This is a genomic window from Haemophilus sputorum CCUG 13788 (assembly GCF_000238795.1).
Classification (GTDB): domain Bacteria; phylum Pseudomonadota; class Gammaproteobacteria; order Enterobacterales; family Pasteurellaceae; genus Haemophilus_A; species Haemophilus_A sputorum.
This window is the reverse complement of record NZ_AFNK01000053.1, coordinates 184646-204283: the sequence shown is the minus strand read 5'-3', so window position 1 is coordinate 204283 and position 19638 is coordinate 184646. Positions and strand designations below refer to the sequence as shown.

13 protein-coding genes and 1 riboswitch are annotated in these 19638 nt (G+C 36.6%); of the genes, 6 read left to right on the top strand and 7 right to left on the bottom strand.

The window, feature by feature from the left end; all coding sequences use genetic code 11:
• Positions 1–50: 50 nt before the first annotated feature.
• Both dksA and thiB read right to left on the bottom strand, forming a co-directional pair.
• Positions 51–500, bottom strand: coding sequence for an RNA polymerase-binding protein DksA (dksA, locus tag HSP_RS0107715; RefSeq protein ID WP_007525123.1), 450 nt, complete (start codon positions 498–500; stop codon positions 51–53).
• A gap of 226 nt (positions 501–726) precedes the next feature.
• Positions 727–1728 (bottom strand): thiamine ABC transporter substrate binding subunit, encoded by a 1002-nt coding sequence (thiB, locus tag HSP_RS0107710; RefSeq protein WP_007524695.1) that lies wholly within the window; start codon positions 1726–1728, stop codon positions 727–729.
• 41 nt (positions 1729–1769) lie between these two features.
• Positions 1770–1869: riboswitch (TPP riboswitch) on the bottom strand.
• A gap of 248 nt (positions 1870–2117) precedes the next feature.
• On the opposite strand from thiB, the gene HSP_RS0107700 reads away from it, so the two are divergent.
• Positions 2118–3101, top strand: a complete 984-nt coding sequence (locus tag HSP_RS0107700) for an amidohydrolase family protein (RefSeq protein WP_007524369.1) — start codon at positions 2118–2120, stop codon at positions 3099–3101.
• 194 nt (positions 3102–3295) lie between these two features.
• Positions 3296–3556: a SemiSWEET family transporter gene (locus HSP_RS0107695; RefSeq protein ID WP_007524603.1), complete on the top strand. Its 261-nt coding sequence runs from the start codon at positions 3296–3298 to the stop codon at positions 3554–3556.
• A gap of 69 nt (positions 3557–3625) precedes the next feature.
• On the opposite strand, the gene HSP_RS0107690 is transcribed toward HSP_RS0107695, so the two are convergent.
• Positions 3626–4705: an extracellular solute-binding protein gene (locus HSP_RS0107690; protein WP_007524844.1), complete on the bottom strand. Its 1080-nt coding sequence runs from the start codon at positions 4703–4705 to the stop codon at positions 3626–3628.
• Between the two features lie 239 nt (positions 4706–4944).
• On the opposite strand from HSP_RS0107690, the gene grpE reads away from it, so the two are divergent.
• Positions 4945–5532 (top strand): nucleotide exchange factor GrpE, encoded by a 588-nt coding sequence (gene grpE / locus HSP_RS0107685; RefSeq protein WP_007524983.1) that lies wholly within the window; start codon positions 4945–4947, stop codon positions 5530–5532.
• Between the two features lie 45 nt (positions 5533–5577).
• Here the strand turns inward: grpE and HSP_RS0107680 are convergent, their stop codons facing one another.
• Entirely contained in the window at positions 5578–8922 is a 3345-nt protein-coding gene (locus HSP_RS0107680; protein WP_010129745.1) for an AAA domain-containing protein, read from the bottom strand.
• Positions 8923–9248: 326 nt separating this feature from the next.
• Between HSP_RS0107680 and HSP_RS0107675 the strand changes: the two genes are divergently transcribed.
• The 3 genes from HSP_RS0107675 (at position 9249) to HSP_RS0107665 (ending at position 14287) form a co-directional block, all read left to right on the top strand.
• On the top strand, positions 9249–9704 hold the full coding sequence (locus HSP_RS0107675) for a DUF441 domain-containing protein (protein ID WP_007524202.1): 456 nt from the start codon (positions 9249–9251) through the stop codon (positions 9702–9704).
• A gap of 38 nt (positions 9705–9742) precedes the next feature.
• Positions 9743–13657: an ATP-dependent RNA helicase HrpA gene (gene hrpA / locus HSP_RS0107670; protein WP_007524472.1), complete on the top strand. Its 3915-nt coding sequence runs from the start codon at positions 9743–9745 to the stop codon at positions 13655–13657.
• Between the two features lie 105 nt (positions 13658–13762).
• Positions 13763–14287, top strand: coding sequence for a toxin-antitoxin system YwqK family antitoxin (locus HSP_RS0107665; RefSeq protein ID WP_007524624.1), 525 nt, complete (start codon positions 13763–13765; stop codon positions 14285–14287).
• 70 nt (positions 14288–14357) lie between these two features.
• Here the strand turns inward: HSP_RS0107665 and HSP_RS0107660 are convergent, their stop codons facing one another.
• The 3 genes from HSP_RS0107660 to HSP_RS0107650 all read right to left on the bottom strand — a co-directional run bounded on the left by HSP_RS0107660 (position 14358) and on the right by HSP_RS0107650 (position 19577).
• Positions 14358–16385 (bottom strand): BCCT family transporter, encoded by a 2028-nt coding sequence (locus HSP_RS0107660; RefSeq protein WP_007524593.1) that lies wholly within the window; start codon positions 16383–16385, stop codon positions 14358–14360.
• A gap of 328 nt (positions 16386–16713) precedes the next feature.
• Positions 16714–18165: a tRNA uracil 4-sulfurtransferase ThiI gene (gene thiI, locus HSP_RS0107655; protein WP_007524437.1), complete on the bottom strand. Its 1452-nt coding sequence runs from the start codon at positions 18163–18165 to the stop codon at positions 16714–16716.
• A gap of 113 nt (positions 18166–18278) precedes the next feature.
• Entirely contained in the window at positions 18279–19577 is a 1299-nt protein-coding gene (locus tag HSP_RS0107650) for an adenylosuccinate synthase (protein WP_007525331.1), read from the bottom strand.
• Between the last annotated feature and the right edge of the window lie 61 nt (positions 19578–19638).

Here is a 19638-nt window from a genome sequence, read left to right as displayed (position 1 = left end):
CATATAAAAATAGGATAACGGAGAGCTTATACCACTCTCCGTTATAATCATTATAACCCTAATTGTTTTTCTCTAATTTCTGCTAGGGTTTTGCAGTCGATACACATATCTGCTGTTGGGCGTGCTTCTAAGCGTTTTAAGCCGATTTCTACGCCACAAGTTTCGCAGTAACCATATTCATCTTCTGAAATACTGTGTAAAGTCTGTTCGATTTTCTTTAACAGTTTGCGCTCACGATCACGATTACGCAACTCTAAACTAAACTCTTCTTCTTGGGTTGCACGGTCTGCAGGATCTGCAAAGTTTGCAACTTCTTCTTGCATTTGGCTTTTTGTTCTTTCAGCCTCTTCCATGATTTGCGCATGCCACGCTTTTAGAATTTTGGTGAAGTGTGCTTTTTGAGCATCATTCATATACTCTTCACCCTTCTTTAATTCGTAAGGTTTAACACCCGCAATGGCTAATAATCCTAATGAGGCGCTGTTACTTACTTGTGTCATGATTCACTCCTGTTTTTGATTTTACCCAATTCTTTACCCAAAATTGCTTTAAAAAGTGGCTTTATTTTTCAGTCATAAACAAAGCTGAATGATAAATAAAATTTGGGGTCTTCTAAAAGGCGGTATAAATAACAGAAGTTAATCAATTTGGCAACCTATTTTGCAAAATTTTCATAAAATCCGACCGCTTACCGCCTTACAGACAAATAAAATCAAAAAAAATTCATTATTGAGTGATAGCTTTTTGCCAAATATTCAACCATTGACGCACTTGTTCACTACTTGGCATAGCAAAATTCGTTAACGTTTTTGTTTTTGGTTGTGCACTCAATAATGGATCCACTTCTTCAGTAATGACTGGGTGCATAATATTTGCTTTAGCAATAATTTTTTGTGATTCTGGCGTGGTTAAAAATTGTAAGAATTTTTGTGCCAATGCTTTTTGTTTGGAAGATTGCATAATCGCGCCATATTCCACTTGCACTAAATGCCCTTCATCAAAAATGGCTGCAACATTCTTATCATCATTTTCATACCATTGATGGTATAACGGTGAAGTTGTGTAACTTAGCGCTAAATCAGCCTCACCTTTTAAATAAGCTCCATAGGTTTCTGACCAACCTTTACCCACCGTAACGGTATGTTTGCTTAAGGCTGTCCAACGCTCTGCAACCGCTTGTTCGCCTTGCTCTCCGTAAAGCGCATTTACCCACATTAACAAGCCTCGCCCCACAGTGCTTGTTCTAGGATCTTGATAAATAACACGTAAATCAGTTCGCTCAATTAACGCTTTCATGGAAGTTGGGGGATTTTTTAATTTATCTTTATTATAAATAAAGGCATATTCGCCGTAGTCAAAAGGATAGAAAACTTCACTTTTCCAATTATTAGTCGGAATGGCAATTGAATCTAAAGATAATTCATGCGCAGTAAATAAGCCTGCTTTTTCGGCTTCATCTTTAAGAAAGGAATCTATGCCTAACACTACATCAGCTTTAGTTTTTTTTCCTTCTAAACGCACACGGTTAAACATCGTGATGCCATCATCAAATGGCAGAAAACGTAAATCACATTGGCAAGTTTTTTCAAAGTTTGCTTCTAGCTGTTTAGCCGGTCCATATTCTGAAGCAAATGAGCTGTAAGTATAAACATTTAACATTGGCTGTTGTGCCAAAGCGCTTGTGCTAAGAAAAACGGCAGAAAGGGAAAGTTTGGTTAGTTGGTTCATATAAGTTCCTTCTAAAAGAATATAGAAGGATTTAAGAAAGGCAGGCACGCCATCTCAAATCCCTACGCTGATATTAGTCAGTTCAGGTTCTACGGGTTTATGATCACATATCTCAGCCTATAAGCACCCCGATGAGAACGGAGCAAATTTTAGAAGACTATGCCACCAAATGCAACCGTTTGCATTTTCTAAAAAAGTCATTATACTATCGCTCTAGTCCAAACATAGGAACTAGAAATGAATTCTTCTCGATCAATGTTACCATTTTTTTCGCTACGCATCGTATTACGAGGCGTAGCTATTTTTTTATTCATTTCTCTCTTTTCTTCAAATCGCTTTTTACAAGCGATTTTTTTTCGTCTAAATTTTGCAAAATAGGATAAATAACCATGGGTCAACTTATTCGCACTTTAAAAGGTCATATTCGTGATGAAATTATCAAAAAAGGAGGTTGGGTTAATTCCCACGCTCATGCCGACCGCGCCTTTACCATGACTCCAGAGAAAATTACCATTTATCAAAATGCAAACCTCCAACAAAAATGGGATTTAGTCGATGAAATTAAACGCAATTCAACTGTCGATGATTACTATCGCCGCTTTAGCCAAGCTATTGAGCTAATGATTTCACAAGGGGTAACCGCATTCGGTACTTTCGTAGATATTGATGCAGTCTGCGAAGATCGTGCAATTATTGCCGCTCATAAAGCTCGTGAAGTTTATAAAAGTGACATTATTTTGAAATTCGCCAACCAAACCTTAAAAGGCGTGATTGAACCTAGCGCTAAAAAATGGTTTGATATCGGCTCTGAAATGGTAGATATGATTGGTGGTTTGCCTTATCGAGATGAATTAGATTTTGGTAAAGGCTTAGAGGCCATGGATATTTTAATGGATAAAGCGAAATCGCTTGGCAAAATGTTGCACGTTCACGTTGACCAATTTAATACCCCAAAAGAAAAAGAAACCGAACAACTATGCGATAAAGCCATTGAACACGGTATGCAAGGGCGGGTAGTTGCAATTCATGGTATTTCAATTGGTGCACATCCTAAAGAATATCGAAAAATGCTCTATCAAAAAATGCGTGATGCACAAATGATGGTTATTGCCTGCCCAATGGCATGGATTGATAGTGGACGTAAAGAAGATCTTCAACCCTTCCATAATGCATTAACCCCTGCCGATGAACTCATTCCAGAAGGTATTACTGTGGCTATTGGTACAGATAATATCTGTGATTACATGGTACCACTTTGTGAGGGTGATATGTGGCAAGAATTAAGCTTGCTTTCTGCCGGATGTCGCTTTACCAACCTTGAAGAAATGGCAAATATTGCCTCCATTAACGGACGTAAAGTATTAGGTTTATAGTCTTGTTTATCTCAAATCCCCATAACTGAAATACGGTGTGGGGATTTTTTTCTCCCTAACAAAATTATTGTCAATAAAAAGCATAGAATACACACAACATCAAATATTATTGACTTTAAAGAAATAATTTAATATAATTAAAGAGAATTAAGAAATCATTAAATATATACTTTAGTTATTAAATTGGGGGAAGAATGACAAACGAACGTTTCATTAACATTTTAGGTTGGGTTGCCACTTTCACTGCGGTATGCATGTATGTCTCTTATTTAGAACAAATTAATTTAAACCTAGCGGGGCAAAAAGGTGGTGTTTTGCAACCACTTGCCACAGCAGTTAACTGCTCATTATGGGTTGCTTATGGATTATTAAAAGAAAAACGCGATTATCCAGTAGCACTAGCCAATTCACCAGGTGTAGTATTAGGCTTAATTAGCTTCTTTACTGCACTATAGTCAACAGATAAGAACAAAAAAGGCAGAATTTGATTTCTCAAATTCTGCCTTTTACTTATCTATCTAAGATTATTTAGAAGCTTTTAACTCTTGATAGTATTTTTCATAAAGCTCAATTGCATCGCCCACATCATCTTGCCAGTGAGATTTTTGTAGAATCTCTGCTGTTGGATAAATTGCTGGATCTTGAGTGATTTCTTTTGGTAATTCTTCTAATGCTTTCACGTTTGAAGTTGGATAACCAATTTCAAGTGTGAGTTGTTTAGAAACACTCGCACTCAATAAATAGTTAATTAGCTTATGCGCATTTTCTTTGTTTTTCGAATTGGCTGGAATCGCTAAAGTATCCACCCATAAAACAGGGCCTTCTTTCGGGAAAACCATATCAATTGGTGCTTTTTCTTTTTTCGCAATGCGAACAGAACCATTCCATAATTGACCTACTGAAACTTCACCTGAAATAAATGAGTTTGCAGGGTTGTCAGAGTTAAATGAAAGTACGTTTGAACGTAATTTTTTCAACTCTTCAAAAGCTTCTTTGATTTCAGCTGGATCAGTAGTATTCGGATTTTTACCTAATTTTAATAATGCGATGTTAAATACTTCACGCGCATCATCTAATAATTGCACTTTATTTGCGAATTCTGGTTTCCATAAATCACCCCACGAAGTAAATTGGTCACCTTTATAATCGTTCGTGTTAAATGCAATACCTGGCGCACCTAAAAGTTGTGGTAATGAGTATTTATTACCTTTATCGTAAGGTTTGTCTAACCAGTCTTTATTTAATTCTGCAATTACCGGTAATTTGCTGTGATCAAGTTCAGCTAACATACCTTCTTTTGACATTTTTGATACGAAGTAGTTAGAAGGTGCGATAACATCATAACCACCGTCTTTACCTTGTAATTTTAACTTCGCATACATGGTTTCATTAGATTCAAGACTTGAAACCTCAACTTTAATGCCTGTTTCTTTTTGGAATTGATCTAATAAGCCTTCTGGTACATATTCCGTCCAAGTATATAAGTGAACGGTGCCCGCGTTTGCCGGGGCTGCGGTTTCCGTTGTGGTTGCTTTCTCTTCATTACAAGCTGTTAACACTAATGAAGCCACGCCTGCAGCGACTAAACCTGCGATTTTTTTCATTTAAGTTTTCTCCGTTAAGAAAAAAAGATAAAAGCGTTCGGATAAATCCGAAAATTGACGAATCTTTCACACTATCACAACACAGCGGAAATTGAGGGGAATTTTAAGTGACCCCCTAGATTTTGCAAGGAATTTCTCAGTAAAAATGAAATTATTTTTGTCATTTTCTTGAATTGCAAGAATTTGTTATTATATTAAAGAAAGTTTAACCTATTGAATCACTTAAAAGAGGATTTATCATGACTCAAGCCAATGAAAACCCAGAAATCAATGAACAAGAAAAAGTAGAAGAACAAGTTCAGGAAACCACTGTAGAAACAGAAGAACAACCAATCGAAGCTGAACTTGCTGGTTGCTATGCTCGTATTAACGAATTAGAAACCTACATTGCAGAGGCTGATAAGCGTGAACAAGATATCCAATTACGTGCACAAGCTGAAATTCAAAATATGCGTCGTCGCGCTGAACAAGAGGTAGAAAAAGCGCATAAATTCGCATTAGAAAAATTCTCTAAAGAATTATTAACTGTAGTAGATAACCTAGAGCGTGGATTAGCCGCATTAGACAAAGCCGTTTCAGATGAAACCACCCAAGCTTTAGTCGATGGTGTTGAAATGACCCACAAAGAATTCATTTCTACCCTTGCGAAATTTGGCGTTCAAGCAGTCGGTGTAGTTGGCGAAGTATTCAATCCTGAACTTCACCAAGCTATTTCAATGCAACCGGCAGAAGGCATTGATGCTAACCATATCAGCCAAGTATTACAAAAAGGATACACTCTACAAGGTCGCGTACTTCGTCCAGCGATGGTCATGGTTGCTGCATAAAATAATATTTTAACAAAGGCGAGTTTTAAACTCGCCTTTGTTTAATTATCGAACCTCTTTTACTTTTTTCTGTAATTTTTCAAGAAAAATTGATGCATCAATAATATTATCTAGTATCGGTAAAGCTTTTTTAAAACATTCATATTTTTCTTTCCAAACATGATAATCACCGATAAGAAATAAACGATCTTTTGCTCGAGTAGCTGCAACATTTAATAAATTTGGTTTACTCACTAAAGGCATTGCTTTAATAATATCTGATTGATTTCTTCCTAAAACTAGTAAAACTATACTGCTTTCTTTTCCTTGAAAAGTATGCACAGTACCTACATTCTTGTTAACCCAATCACCCCCACTCACTCCAAATTCGCTCCATAATTTTTCATTTTCTTTTAAACGCGTTCTAATCTTCTCACACATTTCTTTAAAAGGAGAGATTATGTATATTGGAGGTAACTGTTTATCTTTATAACGCTGAAGACAAAGCTGCCTAAAAATATTACTTACAAGTTCAACTTCTTTTTCTTCTTGTTGTTCCCCTTCTGATAAATGAATCCAAGCACTATCTCCCATTAACCATGGATCTTGAATTGGATGTTTTTTATTCAATCCAAAAACCATTTTACCTTGATAAGCTATACAATTAGAAATTGAAAACATTGGCTCCAGACAACGACGATGCACCCGTAATGGGCTTCCAATCCAAGTACTTTCTCCATCAACATCCAAATATGCTCCATATGGATTAGCTTTATCTGCTAATACTTGAACAGATGTTTTATGTGGAGAGACCTCAAAATCGACCTGAATTTTACTTGCCTTAAACAATATATCTGTTAATTTCTCAGGAGTAGTAAATACAGGTTCAATTTGCAATGGATCGCCCACAACTATAGCATTTTTAGCTCTCCACATGGCACCTACCGCAGCCTGAGGAATAGCTTGCCCTGCTTCATCAACAAAAATCCAACCTAGACTTTGGGCACCTAAATAACGGAATAGATATCCAAAAGAAGCAAAAGTAGTGGAAGCAACTGGTACCATCATAAATAAGCTTTGCCAAATTAGTAAAGCAGCTTCTTCTATTTTTTCTGGATTACCTTGTAACTGCTGACCTCCTATCAAATTTTTTATGGCTAAAATATTGCCACTGAAACCACAACTAATACTTTCAGCTATCCATGCTTCATGCAAACTTAATGCGGCTTGAAATAATTCTGAACGTTTCTGATTAAGATTTTCATCAGACCAGAATCCACTAATTTGCCATTGTTCTTTCTCTAAATCCTCTAACATATTAATAGGTGTTTTAACTTTACTTTCATTAAAATTTTCGCTATATCCTAAAATATTTCTTAACTCTGAAAGCTTTGCAAACAAGCGTTCTTTTTCATTTTGTTTTTCTTGTATATTGAGTAGCTTATCTTCAGAAAGAAGTCTTAAATGACGTTGATTTTCTTGTTCAAAATTATTATTCTTAATTTTTTCTAAATAACATTGATAATTCTTAGGAAAAAATAATCTACTTAATAAAGTAGGCTTATTTAAATTTAAAAATTCTCGTTCTTGAATCAAGTTTGTAAGTTTAGATAAGTTACGCTCAATTTCTAATTTAGCTAAATAAGCTTCATGTTCAAAATCAAATTCACATAAATCTTTCCATTTCAATACAATATTCATATAGGTAGTAAGATGAGAAATATGTTCTTTAACCTCTTTTTGTTTAGTTAAAAATGCTTCTCTTGCTTTACTAAAGCTTGGACCTGAATATCTTTTTCTCCACGTATAAATACTATCAAAATAATCTTCTTTAAATCCGTTAAGGTTAGGATCTGGCTCTTGCGTAAATTGCTCAACAAAAAATTCTCTTTTATCTTTTCTCCCTAATACACATGCAATTAATCCCCATGGTTGTTGTTCAAAATCTAATTCTACATACTCTTTTTTCTTATTTATTTTCTTACAAGAAATCAAATTTCTTGCCACGCTTTGTAAATACTTTACTTTAGTATTTTTCTTCATATCATACCAATTTCTACCAAGAGCTTTCATTTGAGGTAACTCTTCCGAAATATTTTGAACAGCAGCGTTATTTGACGAAGTAACAACCATTTCATAACCAGTTAAATCATCTTGAAGAACTGCTAATTCCAATGTATTCCTTCCAAACTCAATTTTGATCTTATCCGATTTAAAAGTACTTTTAACATCTAAATAATTAGCTAATGCAGTGGCTCTACGAACAATATTTTCTGCGAAGATATCTCTTAATAAAGTTGTTTTTCCTGTTCCTGGAGGACCATTAACAGAAAAAAGTGATCGACCTTCCGGATTTTTATTAATTTCTTTGAATATTGTATTAATAGCAAATTGCTGCATCAAACTCATATGATGAGAATTCTCACTAAACCAATGTCCATGATTAATGTACTCTGGCTTTAAATTTTCAATAATGCACTCCTTCCCTTCCAATGAATCATATAAGTCAATGTATTTATATGTTTTAGAAAGATAAGAAATCAAAGTATTACCAACTATTTTATTATTCATTCCAGCTTGAATAGTTTTAGCAAGATCAATTGCAAAAAAACTATTTAGAATAGAAATCTGAATATTTTCAACTTCAACAGTAAACTTTAATGATTCATTTTTATTATTTTCTTTTCTTGTTTTTTTTCCTCTTTTAGGATAAATATAAAAATGAGTAACATCATCAGAATTTGGGCTAAAATTCATCCATTCCATTACAACATCTATAAGTTGAACAATATTTTTTCCACTTAACGCAGGAAAAGGATTTTCTTTGGTTACATGGGGCTCTATGTTCATTCTTAAAAAGTCAGCAAGAGTATCTTTAAGCAATTTCATCTCACAATCAAATTGCTCAAAATCCAAACAAGTAACATCCCCATTATTCTTGCGGATCTGACCAATAGCCCAAGGCGCTGTTGACACTTCAATATTTCCTGATTTATATGGGTCTAAACGTCCAAATTCATCTAAGCTAATTTTTGCACAACAACTTAACCCTTTCCCATTACTTGAAGATATGTTGTTTTTAATATTACCAATAAAGCGAACATTTTCACTACTAGTATCAAACTTTAAAAGTTTGTTTAATTTTTCTGCTAATTCATTTTTATTATAAATACCAATAAAAAGATCAAAACCTAAAATAACTTCATCTTTATGTAAACCTGGTGTTAAGTATCTCCATAATTCTTCAGTTGATAGAAATTCTATTTTCTGCTTAAATAAAGGCAGATAGTTTTGTTGAGCCTTCTTAATTTTAGAAAGCGTATCTTCTAGATCATAAGGAAGAAAAAATTCTATTTTATGCCAAAAATCTAAGATCGCGATTTGCTCTGGAGTTAATCTATTCTGTTGCATTTTGTTTATTAATTTAGTAATAAGTTAGAACTTGTATTCTAGATACAGCGCTATTAATAAGCAAGAGGAATGTCTTAATTTCTCTCTAATCTATGCTAGAATACACGCTTACTCAATTATAAACTCTAGCATCGTACTCCAATATGACAAAAATCATTTGTAGAAGTAATATTAGAAAGTTTTTCCAATATTCTGAATAAATAGTTGGATATTTGCTACTAACTAAATTTCTATAGTATAGAAATAAGCTTGCTAATTAGCAGACTTGTAGTAAATTATTAGAAGATTCATTCTACTTTTTTACAAATACTGGAACGATACCACTTATGACTCTTCAATTTAACCCTGTTGCCCTATTTTTAGTGGCACTCATTTTTCTTGGTGTAATGGGCAATAATAATTCCATTACCATTTCTGCCACCGTTTTGCTACTTATGCAACAAACCTTTTTAAGTAAATATATCCCTCAGCTTGAAAAAAGTGGATTAACCATCGGCATTATCATTCTCACAATTGCCGTATTAAGCCCCATTGTTTCTGGCAGAATTCAATTTCCGGCACTGGCAGAAATGCTAAATTGGAAAATACTGCTTTCTATTGCTATTGGTATTTTTGTTGCTTGGCTAGGTGGTCGTGGCGTGAATTTAATGTCGGCTCAACCAATCATTGTGACAGGCTTACTTATTGGCACCATTTTAGGCGTGGCATTTTTAGGTGGCGTGCCAGTTGGTCCATTGATTGCTGCGGGTATTTGCTCGCTATTTTTAGGCCTAGGAAAATAATCTCATTTCATCTCTGATTGAATAATCTTTTTATAAATATGCAAAAAAATCACCAAAACAGACCGCTTGATGAGACGCAAAAAGCGTTAATTGCGCAATTAAAAAATATCACAACCAGTGATTATCGCCGTTTGCGCTCTCGTATTCATGGCTTATCTAACGTAAAAAAATCAGATACCAAGCAAGCTGTGATTGCAGAAATTGAGCAATCTATCTTATCTGCGCAAGCTCATTTTGCTACTCGTAAAACTCAGCTTGAAAATCTGAAAATCAGCTATCCTGATTTACCTGTTTCTGCACGCCGTGAAGAAATTCTAAAACTGATTGCAGAAAACCAAGTCGTAGTCATTGCAGGGGAAACTGGCTCAGGCAAAACCACCCAGCTGCCTAAAATGTGTTTAGAGCTAGGACGTGGCGTTAATGGCTTGATCGGGCACACTCAGCCTCGTCGAATTGCCGCACGTTCGGTCGCAAACCGAATTGCCGAAGAGCTTGGTTCTGAAATGGGCTCCACCGTAGGTTATAAAGTTCGTTTTAACGACCAAGTTAGCGAAAATACTTTGGTTAAGTTAATGACTGACGGGATTTTACTGGCAGAAATTCAAACCGATCGCTACTTAAATCAATATGATACGTTGATTATTGACGAGGCTCATGAACGGAGCTTGAACAATGATTTTATTTTGGGCTACCTCAAACAAATTCTAGCCAAACGCCCAGATTTAAAAGTCATTATTACTTCTGCAACCATTGATGTAGAACGCTTCTCACGCCATTTTAATAATGCGCCAATTATTGAAGTTTCAGGCAGAACTTTCCCTGTAGAAGTTCGTTATCGTCCAATCGTAGAAGAAGAGGATCAAGACCAACTTCAAGGCATTTTAAATGCGGTTGATGAGCTACAAGCTGAAGGCCGAGGCGATATTCTGATTTTTATGAACGGCGAACGTGAAATCCGCGATACTGCAGAAGCCTTACAAAAACAGGAACTTCGTTTTACTGAAATTCTGCCACTATATGCCCGTCTTTCAGCCGAAGAACAACAACGGATTTTCCGTCCAAGCGGGTTAAATCGTGTAATTCTTGCAACTAACGTGGCAGAAACTTCATTAACGATTCCAAACATTAAATATGTTATTGATACGGGGACGGCACGGATTTCTCGTTATAGTTATCGCACAAAAGTACAACGTTTACCGATTGAGCCTATTTCTCAAGCTTCGGCAAATCAGCGTAAAGGTCGATGCGGTCGAACGTCCGAAGGGATTTGTATTCGCTTATATTCAGAGGAAGATTTTAACAGTCGCCCTGAATTTACCGATCCAGAAATTCTTCGTACTAATTTGGCCTCGGTAATTTTACAGATGAATTCGCTTGGCTTAAGTGATATTACCGCTTTCCCATTTGTTGATTCTCCTGATATTCGACAAATTCAAGACGGTATTCGCTTGCTTGAAGAATTACAAGCCTTTAAAACGCGTAAAACTAAATTTGGTGAAAAGCGGGAATTAACTCAAATTGGTCGCCAACTTGCCCAACTACCGATTGATCCCCGTTTAGGTCGAATGGTGATTGAAGCCGCTAAAAATGGCAGTTTGCACGAAGTAATGATGATTGTGTCTGCTCTTTCTATTCAAGATCCAAGAGAAAGACCACAAGAAAAACAACAAGCCTCGGATGAAAAACATCGCCGCTTTGCAGATAAAGATTCTGATTTTTTAGCTTTTGTGAATCTGTGGCATTACATCCAAACCCAGCAAAAAGCATTGAGCAAAAATCAATTCCGCAAACAATGCCAGAAAGATTTTCTCAATTATCTTCGTGTCCGTGAATGGCAAGATATTTACCATCAGCTGCGCTTATCAGTACGAGAAATGGGCTTGCCAATTAACACACTCGAAGCAAATTATCAGCAAATTCACACGGCTTTATTAGCAGGTTTGCTCTCACATATCGGCTTGAAAGATAGTGAAAAAATGCATTATTTAGGGGCAAGAAACGCCCAATTTTTCATTTTTCCGACCTCTGCGCTTTTCAAAAAACAGCCGAAATGGATCATTGCCTCAGAATTAGTTGAAACCACCAAATTATGGGCAAGAACTGTTGCGAAAATTGAGCCAGAATGGATTGAACCATTAGCGCAACATTTAGTGAAAAGTAGCTATAGCGAACCACATTGGGCAAAATCAAAAGGGGCTGTGATGGCGTATGAAAAAGTTGCGCTTTATGGCGTGCCGATTGTCAGCAATCGCCCAGTCAATTACGGTGCGATAGATCCTGCTATTAGCCGAGAAATTTTTATTCGCTCTGCGATGGTAGAAGGCGAATGGGTCAACAATTACAAATTTTTCAAAGAAAATAACCGCTTGATCAAAGAGGTGGAAGATTTAGAACATAAATCTCGCCGTCGAGATATTTTGGTTGATGAACAAGTATTGTTTGATTTTTACGATCAGCGTGTTGGCACAGAAGTCGTGTCTAGTCGCCATTTTGATAGCTGGTGGAAAAAAGCAAGTAAAGCTAATCCAGAATTACTGAATTTTGAAAAATCCTTCTTAATCAATAAAGGCGCCAATAAGGTCTCAGAGTTAGATTTCCCGAATTTTTGGTATCAAGGCAATCTCAAACTGAAATTAAGCTATCAATTTGATATTAGCGCAGAATCTGATGGTGTTACGGTGCATATTCCATTGCCATTACTGAATCAAATTGAGCCAGAAGGCTTTGATTGGCAAATTCCAGGGCTTCGTCATGAATTAGTCATCAGCCTCATTAAAGCACTGCCAAAAGCCACTCGCCGGAATTTTGTGCCCGCACCAAATTATGCGGAAGCCTTTTTAGCGCGTGCAGAGCCATTTAAAAAACCATTATTACAAAGCCTAAGTGATGAGCTGCGTAAAATGACAGGCGTGACTATTGCTCCAGAATTATGGGATTTATCACAACTGCCCTCACATTTAAAAATGAATTTTAAAGTGGTGGATGAAAAAGGAAAAACACTCTCTGAAAGTGAAGATTTAGATGCGTTGAAATTCCAACTTAAAGATGAAGTCAAAACAGCACTTTCGCATATTGCTGATGATGGCATTGAACAAAGTGGTCTACATTTATGGCAATTTGCAGAATTGCCACAATGCTATGAGCAGAAAAAAGCAAATTTCAGCGTAAAAGCTTATCCCGCCATTGTGGATGAGAAAAATGCAGTAGGCATTAAACTCTTTGAAACAGAAGCTGAACAACAACAAGCCATGCAAGCAGGGCTGCGCCGTTTATTGCTATTGAATATTCCTTCACCTATTAAATATTTACACGAGAAACTGCCCAACAAAGCCAAACTCGGACTTTATTTTGCCCCATTTGGCAAAGTGGTGGAATTGATTGATGACTGCATTGCCTGCGCAGTTGATAAATTGATCGAAGAATTTGGTGGCTTTGTGTGGACAGAAGAAAAATTTAATGCATTGCATGAATTTGTTCGCGCTAATTTAAACGAAACAACGGTGGAAATTGCCCTACAAGTGGAAAAATCATTAACCCTTGCTTTCGAGCTAAACAAACGCATGAAAGGTAAGATGGATTTTACAATGGCATTTGCGCTCTCGGATATAAAAACGCAACTCGCTGGTTTAATCTATCCAAATTTCGTCACCCAAGCAGGCTTTGAACGACTTGCAGATCTTTACCGATATTTGACCGCTATCGGAAAACGCTTGGACAAACTTGGCACGGATACCAATACCGACCGAGCTAAAATGTTACGAGTCGAACAGGTACAAGAAGCTTATAAACAGCTTTTGGCTAAACTACCAAAATCCAAAGCTATACCGGCTGAAGTGTTAGAAATTCGTTATATGATTGAAGAACTAAGAGTTAGTTTATTTGCACAACAACTGGGTACAAAATACCCAATTTCAGATAAGCGGATTTTAAATACCATTGCTGACATAAAATAGATAACGATAAAAAGTTACCTCAATATACTATAGAAATTCACTCAACTTTTAGAAAACTATGCTAAAATTGAGTGAATTCATTTCTCTCTTTAAAAGGAAAAATTTATGAAAAAATGGTGGTTAATTTCATTAGCAACGATTGCTGGAAATGTTTATGCTTTTGATCCAACAGGCGACTGCACATTTGATAACCATGGCAACCAACGTTGTGTCGTTTATCATGACGGTTCAAATGTGGTTAAAAATATATTCACTATTGGCCCAAATGGCAGAGTTATTGGTGAATCACCGATTTACTATCCGAGCGGCAAACTAAAAAGCACCATGCGCTATAATGATCAAGGTGAAATACACGGCAAAATTATGCACTACTGGGAAAATGGCAAAGTAAAAGCGGCTATTGACTATAAAAATAATTTAGCGGATGGTTTTTCCCACGAATACGATGAAAGTGGTAAGCTAGTTGTCATTTGGCAATATAAAAATGACCTAGAAGTACACATGCAAGAAATGAACGGTAAAGTAAAACACGGCAAAGAAGTGTTTTTCCGGAATGACAACGGTGTTGCGACCCCCTACCGCGTAATCGAATGGAATAACGGCAAAAAAGTCAAAGAACAAACAGAATAATGTAATACAAGCGGTCGTATTTCTCCCAAATTTTGCAAAAAATAAGGAAAAACCGACCGCTTGTTTTATGCTACTCGGCTAATTCAGTCTGTTCGTGAGCCATCAATTCCTGCCCAACGCTTTCTAATAAGCTGAGATAGCGTTCATATTGTTTAAGAATATCCGCAATCAGTTCTTCTTTATTCATATACTGCACATCATATCCCACTCGCCCATCAAAGAAGTAAGTATAAGGCTCATAGGTTGTACTATGCTGAATATGAGGCAAGTTTTCATCGTTAATCAACTGTTCTGAAACTTCTCTGCCAACCGATTTAATCCCATACATAAAATCTCGTAACGATTCTTTTTGAATGATGAATTCCACTGCGGGTTCTTCTTGTTCAAACAACGTATTGATATGCACAACAAAACCATACTTACCAATCAATTCTTGACGAAGCTCTCGCATTGCAGGAAGCGCTTTATGTTTTAAGAAACGAAGAATATCTCGCTCTTGGGTTTGATTCATCATTTGTTCAAGATGCTCTCGCCATTTATTTCCCGTCCAAAATACCGTACTTGGCGTTACTTTAGTGGCAAAGTATTGTTTATCAGCATTTAAACCTTTCCACAAACTAAAACACATTACCAGCATTAACATCGCAAAGGGTAATGCCACAATTAGTGTCATTGACTGTAAATTTGCCAGTCCACCAACATTCATTAACACAATCGCAACCAAAGACATTATTCCGCCCCACATCATGGCTTGCCAACGAGGTGCTGCCAAACTTTTATCTCGAGAAGCAATATTGTTTAATACATAAATTCCCGAGTCGGCTGAAGTAATAAAGAATAATGCAATAATCACTAAACTTACGATGCCCGTTATTGCGGGTAACGGTAAATAGTCTAAAAATTTAAAGAGCAAAATTTCTGGTGATGAAACCATTTTGCCTAACTCGCCGTTAGCAACGTGATCTTCTAGCCAGATTGCTGTGTTACCAAATACTGTAAACCATAAAATGCCAAAAAGTGTTGGAATCACTAATACACCAAAGATAAACTCACGAATTGTGCGCCCTTTGGAAATTCGAGCAATAAATAGCCCCACAAATGGCGCCCATGAACACCACCATGCCCAATATAAAATTGTCCAACCACTAAACCAATCTGTATTTTCTTGCTCATAAGCATAAGTTTTAAAACTTAATTGCAAAATATTGCTTAAATAGTTACCAATATTATCGCTAAATGCCGACAGCAAATAGAGTGTTGGGCCAGTTACTAACACAAAGAGTAACAAAGTAAAGGCTAACCCTAAATTGAGTTCGCTCAGTATTTTGACGCCTTTTCCCACACCAGAAATAGCAGAAAAAATAGCTAGCCCCATGACAACAACAATAATGGCAATTTGTAACCCAAAATTATTTTCACTAATCCAGCCTAATTGGACTAAACCTGCACCAAGTTGGGCGGCGCCATAACCTAATGTAGTAATAATCCCAAATAAAGTTGAAAGTAGCGCCATAATGTCGATAGCATCACCTAACTTGCCGTTAATTCGCTCTTTTAAGAGTGGATAAAAACAAGAACGTAGTGCTAAAGGTAATTTATAGCGAAAACCAAAATAAGCTAACGCAAGCGCAATGGTGCCATAAACCGCCCACGCATGCATGCCCCAGTGAAAGACGGTATGCAATAAGGCTTCCTGCTGTTTATGCTCTGCTCCGCCTGTGGTTATGCTTGAAGGATAATGACTTAAAGGTTCTGCCACACCAAAAAACATCAAGCCGACACCCATTCCCGCAGCAAATAACATGGCAAGCCATGAGATAAAACTAAATTCAGGCATATCCTCGTCCTGCCCTAATTTGATATTACCTAAATTGCTCACTGATAAAATGACTAAAAAGCACAGAACAATTGAAAAGGCTAAAATATAAAACCAACTAAAATGTGAAAAAATAGCGTTCTTCGCTACATTTAAAAATGTTTGGGTTTGTTCAGGCAGCAATAACGTGACCCCCACTAATGAGCTTACAAATAAAAGTGTCATAAAAATCACAAATGGATTAAATGACGTTCGCTTTTCCATAAATTGAGATAAAGACAAACTGTTCCCCTTATTTAAATTAAGTTGAAAGTAAAAAATATGTTTTTATTAAGATAATGCAAGATGTAAATAACGCATGCGATCGCATGCTATTGACAGCACAGAGAAGTGCGATTTTGAAGGAAACGCTCAGTAGAAATTGAAAGGATTGTTTCCAAAAGAGAATGAATTCTAACAAAAAATTGTTATTTAATCAAATTTAAGAAACTATAGTCTATTTACGCCTCTATTTTGGTGCGTTCTTTTATAATGTTCTTAGCTTCTAAAATAAAAATCTGCATCTAATCAGTTAATAAACCTTTTAATGCAGATTTCTTTATTTACCTTTCTATTTCATTCGAAACACTTTTACATTGCTAAAGCCATTTTCCTTGAGATAGAGTGCTTGTAATTTACTCATTACGCCACGCTGGCAATAAAGCAAATATTGTTTAGATTGATCTAAACTGCCAAACTGGCTGGATAACTTATAAAATGGCAATACTTTAACAGTGACACCTTCTAAAGTGAATGGCGATTCTTCTGTTTCTTCTGGACTTCTAATATCTAAAATCACATCATTTTCACCTAATTCAGAAGTAGTTTCTACGGATGTAACTTCTTGCTCTGTTTGCTGAGCAATCTCACGAATATCTAAATATTTCGCTTGTTGAACCGCTTCTTCCAATACATCAAAGTTAAAATGCCCTTCTTCTTCAAGAATACGGCTTTCAATCGCCTTCACAGTTGGATTTTTAGAAATTACCCCACAAAACTCTGGCATAGATTTTGCAATATCATCCGTACCAATCGTTTTCGCCATTGCAATAATTTGCTCTTTATCATGGGTAATTAACGGACGAAGTACAAGCGCATCGGCTGCTTTATCAATTAAACGTAAGTTAGTTAAAGTTTGGCTAGAAACTTGACCTAATGCTTCACCCGTCACAATCGCCTGAATATCAAAACGCTGTGCCACTTTACTTGCTGCACGAACCATCATACGTTTTAGTACAACCCCCATTTGTCCGTTATCGACTTTTTCTAAAATCTCTCCAACCACATTCTCGAAATTGATTGCGACAAAGCGGACTTTATGCGAAGTACTGTAACGGCTCCAAATATGGTATGCCATTTGTTTCACACCAATTTCATGCGCAGCACCACCTAAATTAAAGAAACAATAATGTACACGTGAACCACGACGAATCAACATATAGCTTGAAACGCCAGAATCAAATCCGCCAGAAATCAATGATAATACATCTTCTTGCGTACCAATTGGGTATCCCCCCAAACCTTCATGACGTGCTTTAACCAGTAACATTTTATCGTGCTCAATATCAATGCGAATTGTTACATCGGGTTGGGTCAATTTCACACGCGCACTTTCAATATGTTGATTCAGTCCACCACCAACATAACGTTCAACATCTAATGAACGGAACTCATGTTTTCCTTTACGGCGCACACGAACGCAGAACGTTTTACCTTCAAGTTGTGGACGAACTTGAGCCAATGTTTGTTCAAAAATATCGTGCATCGTTTCAAATGGATATTCTTCTACTTCTAAAATATGGTGAATGCCCGGAGTACGTTGCAGCAAATCAAGCACCATTGGTGCTTCTTCTGCAACTTTGGCGCGAACTTCAATAAAATCCCAATTACGAATAACCGCCACATTTTCAGTTTCACGCAGCAAGACATTACGGATATTGGAAGTTAAAATTTTGATAAAGCGTTTACGTACCGAATCGCTTTTAATCATGATTTCAGGGAAAAGTTTAATAATAAATTTCATATGAGATTCTAATTTAGTAACAAGCGGTCGTATTTTAAAAGAATTTTACCAAATCTAAAATAAAAACACGGAGAAAGGCTCTCCGTGCTTAGTTTTAGTTTCGCGTGAGTAAATTATGCTGCAAATGGATCGCGTAAAATCATTGTTTCAACACGATCTGGGCCGGTTGAAAGAATATCAACTGGTACGCCAACTAATTCTTCAATACGTTTGATATAATCTAATGCAGCTTGCGGAAGCTCTTCACGTTTCGTTACACGGAAAGTATTTTCAGACCAACCAGGTAATGTTTCATAAATTGGCTCAACACCTTCCCAATCTTTCGCTGCAAGTGGTGCATATTCTACCACTTCGCCATTTGGTAATTTATAAGCTGTACAGATTTTTAACTCTTCAAAGCCATCTAATACGTCTAATTTCGTCATACAGAAACCTGAAATAGAGTTAATTTGCACTGCACGACGAACCGCTACCGCATCAAACCAACCACAACGGCGAGGACGACCAGTTACAGAACCAAATTCGTTTCCTTTACGAGCAATTTCTGCACCAATGTCATCAAATAATTCTGTTGTGAATGGGCCACTACCTACACGCGTACAGTATGCTTTAATAATGCCTAGTACATAATCTAAGTGACGAGGACCAAAACCTGAACCAGTAGCCACGCCACCTGCGGTTGTATTTGAACTAGTTACGAATGGGTAAGTACCATGGTCAATATCTAACATTGTACCTTGCGCCCCTTCGAATAAAATGTTTTCGCCAGCTTCACGTGCTTTATGCAATAACGTGGTGATATCCGCAACCATCGATTTAATCACATCTGCAACCGCAAACACTTCATCTAAGGTTTTTTGGAAATCGACTGGTTCAACTTTGTAATAATGTACTAACTGGAAGTTGTAATAATCAAGGTTCGCTTTTAATTTTTCTGCAAATGCTTCTTTATCAAATAAATCACTTACACGTAAACCGCGACGAGCAACTTTATCTTCATAAGCAGGGCCAATACCACGACCCGTAGTACCAATTTTATTTTTACCTAATGCATTTTCACGCGCGTGATCCATTGCAATATGGTAAGGCAAAATTAATGGACAAGCTTCTGAAATTTTTAAACGCTCACGAACATTAACACCACGTGCTTCTAATTCACCCATTTCTTTCATTAGCGCATCTGGGGAAAGTACAACACCGTTACCGATTAAACAAGTCACGTTATCATGTAAAATGCCGCTTGGAATTAAGCGAAGAATTGTTTTTTCGCCATTGATAATTAAAGTGTGTCCTGCATTATGGCCACCTTGGTAGCGTACTACATACTTCACACGATCCGTTAATAAATCAACAATTTTACCTTTCCCTTCATCGCCCCATTGCGCGCCGAGAATTGCCACACTTTTACCCATAGGAATTGCCTCTTTTTGGTTGAGTTTCATTTAAAAACGTAAAAAAGACCCTAAAATGAGG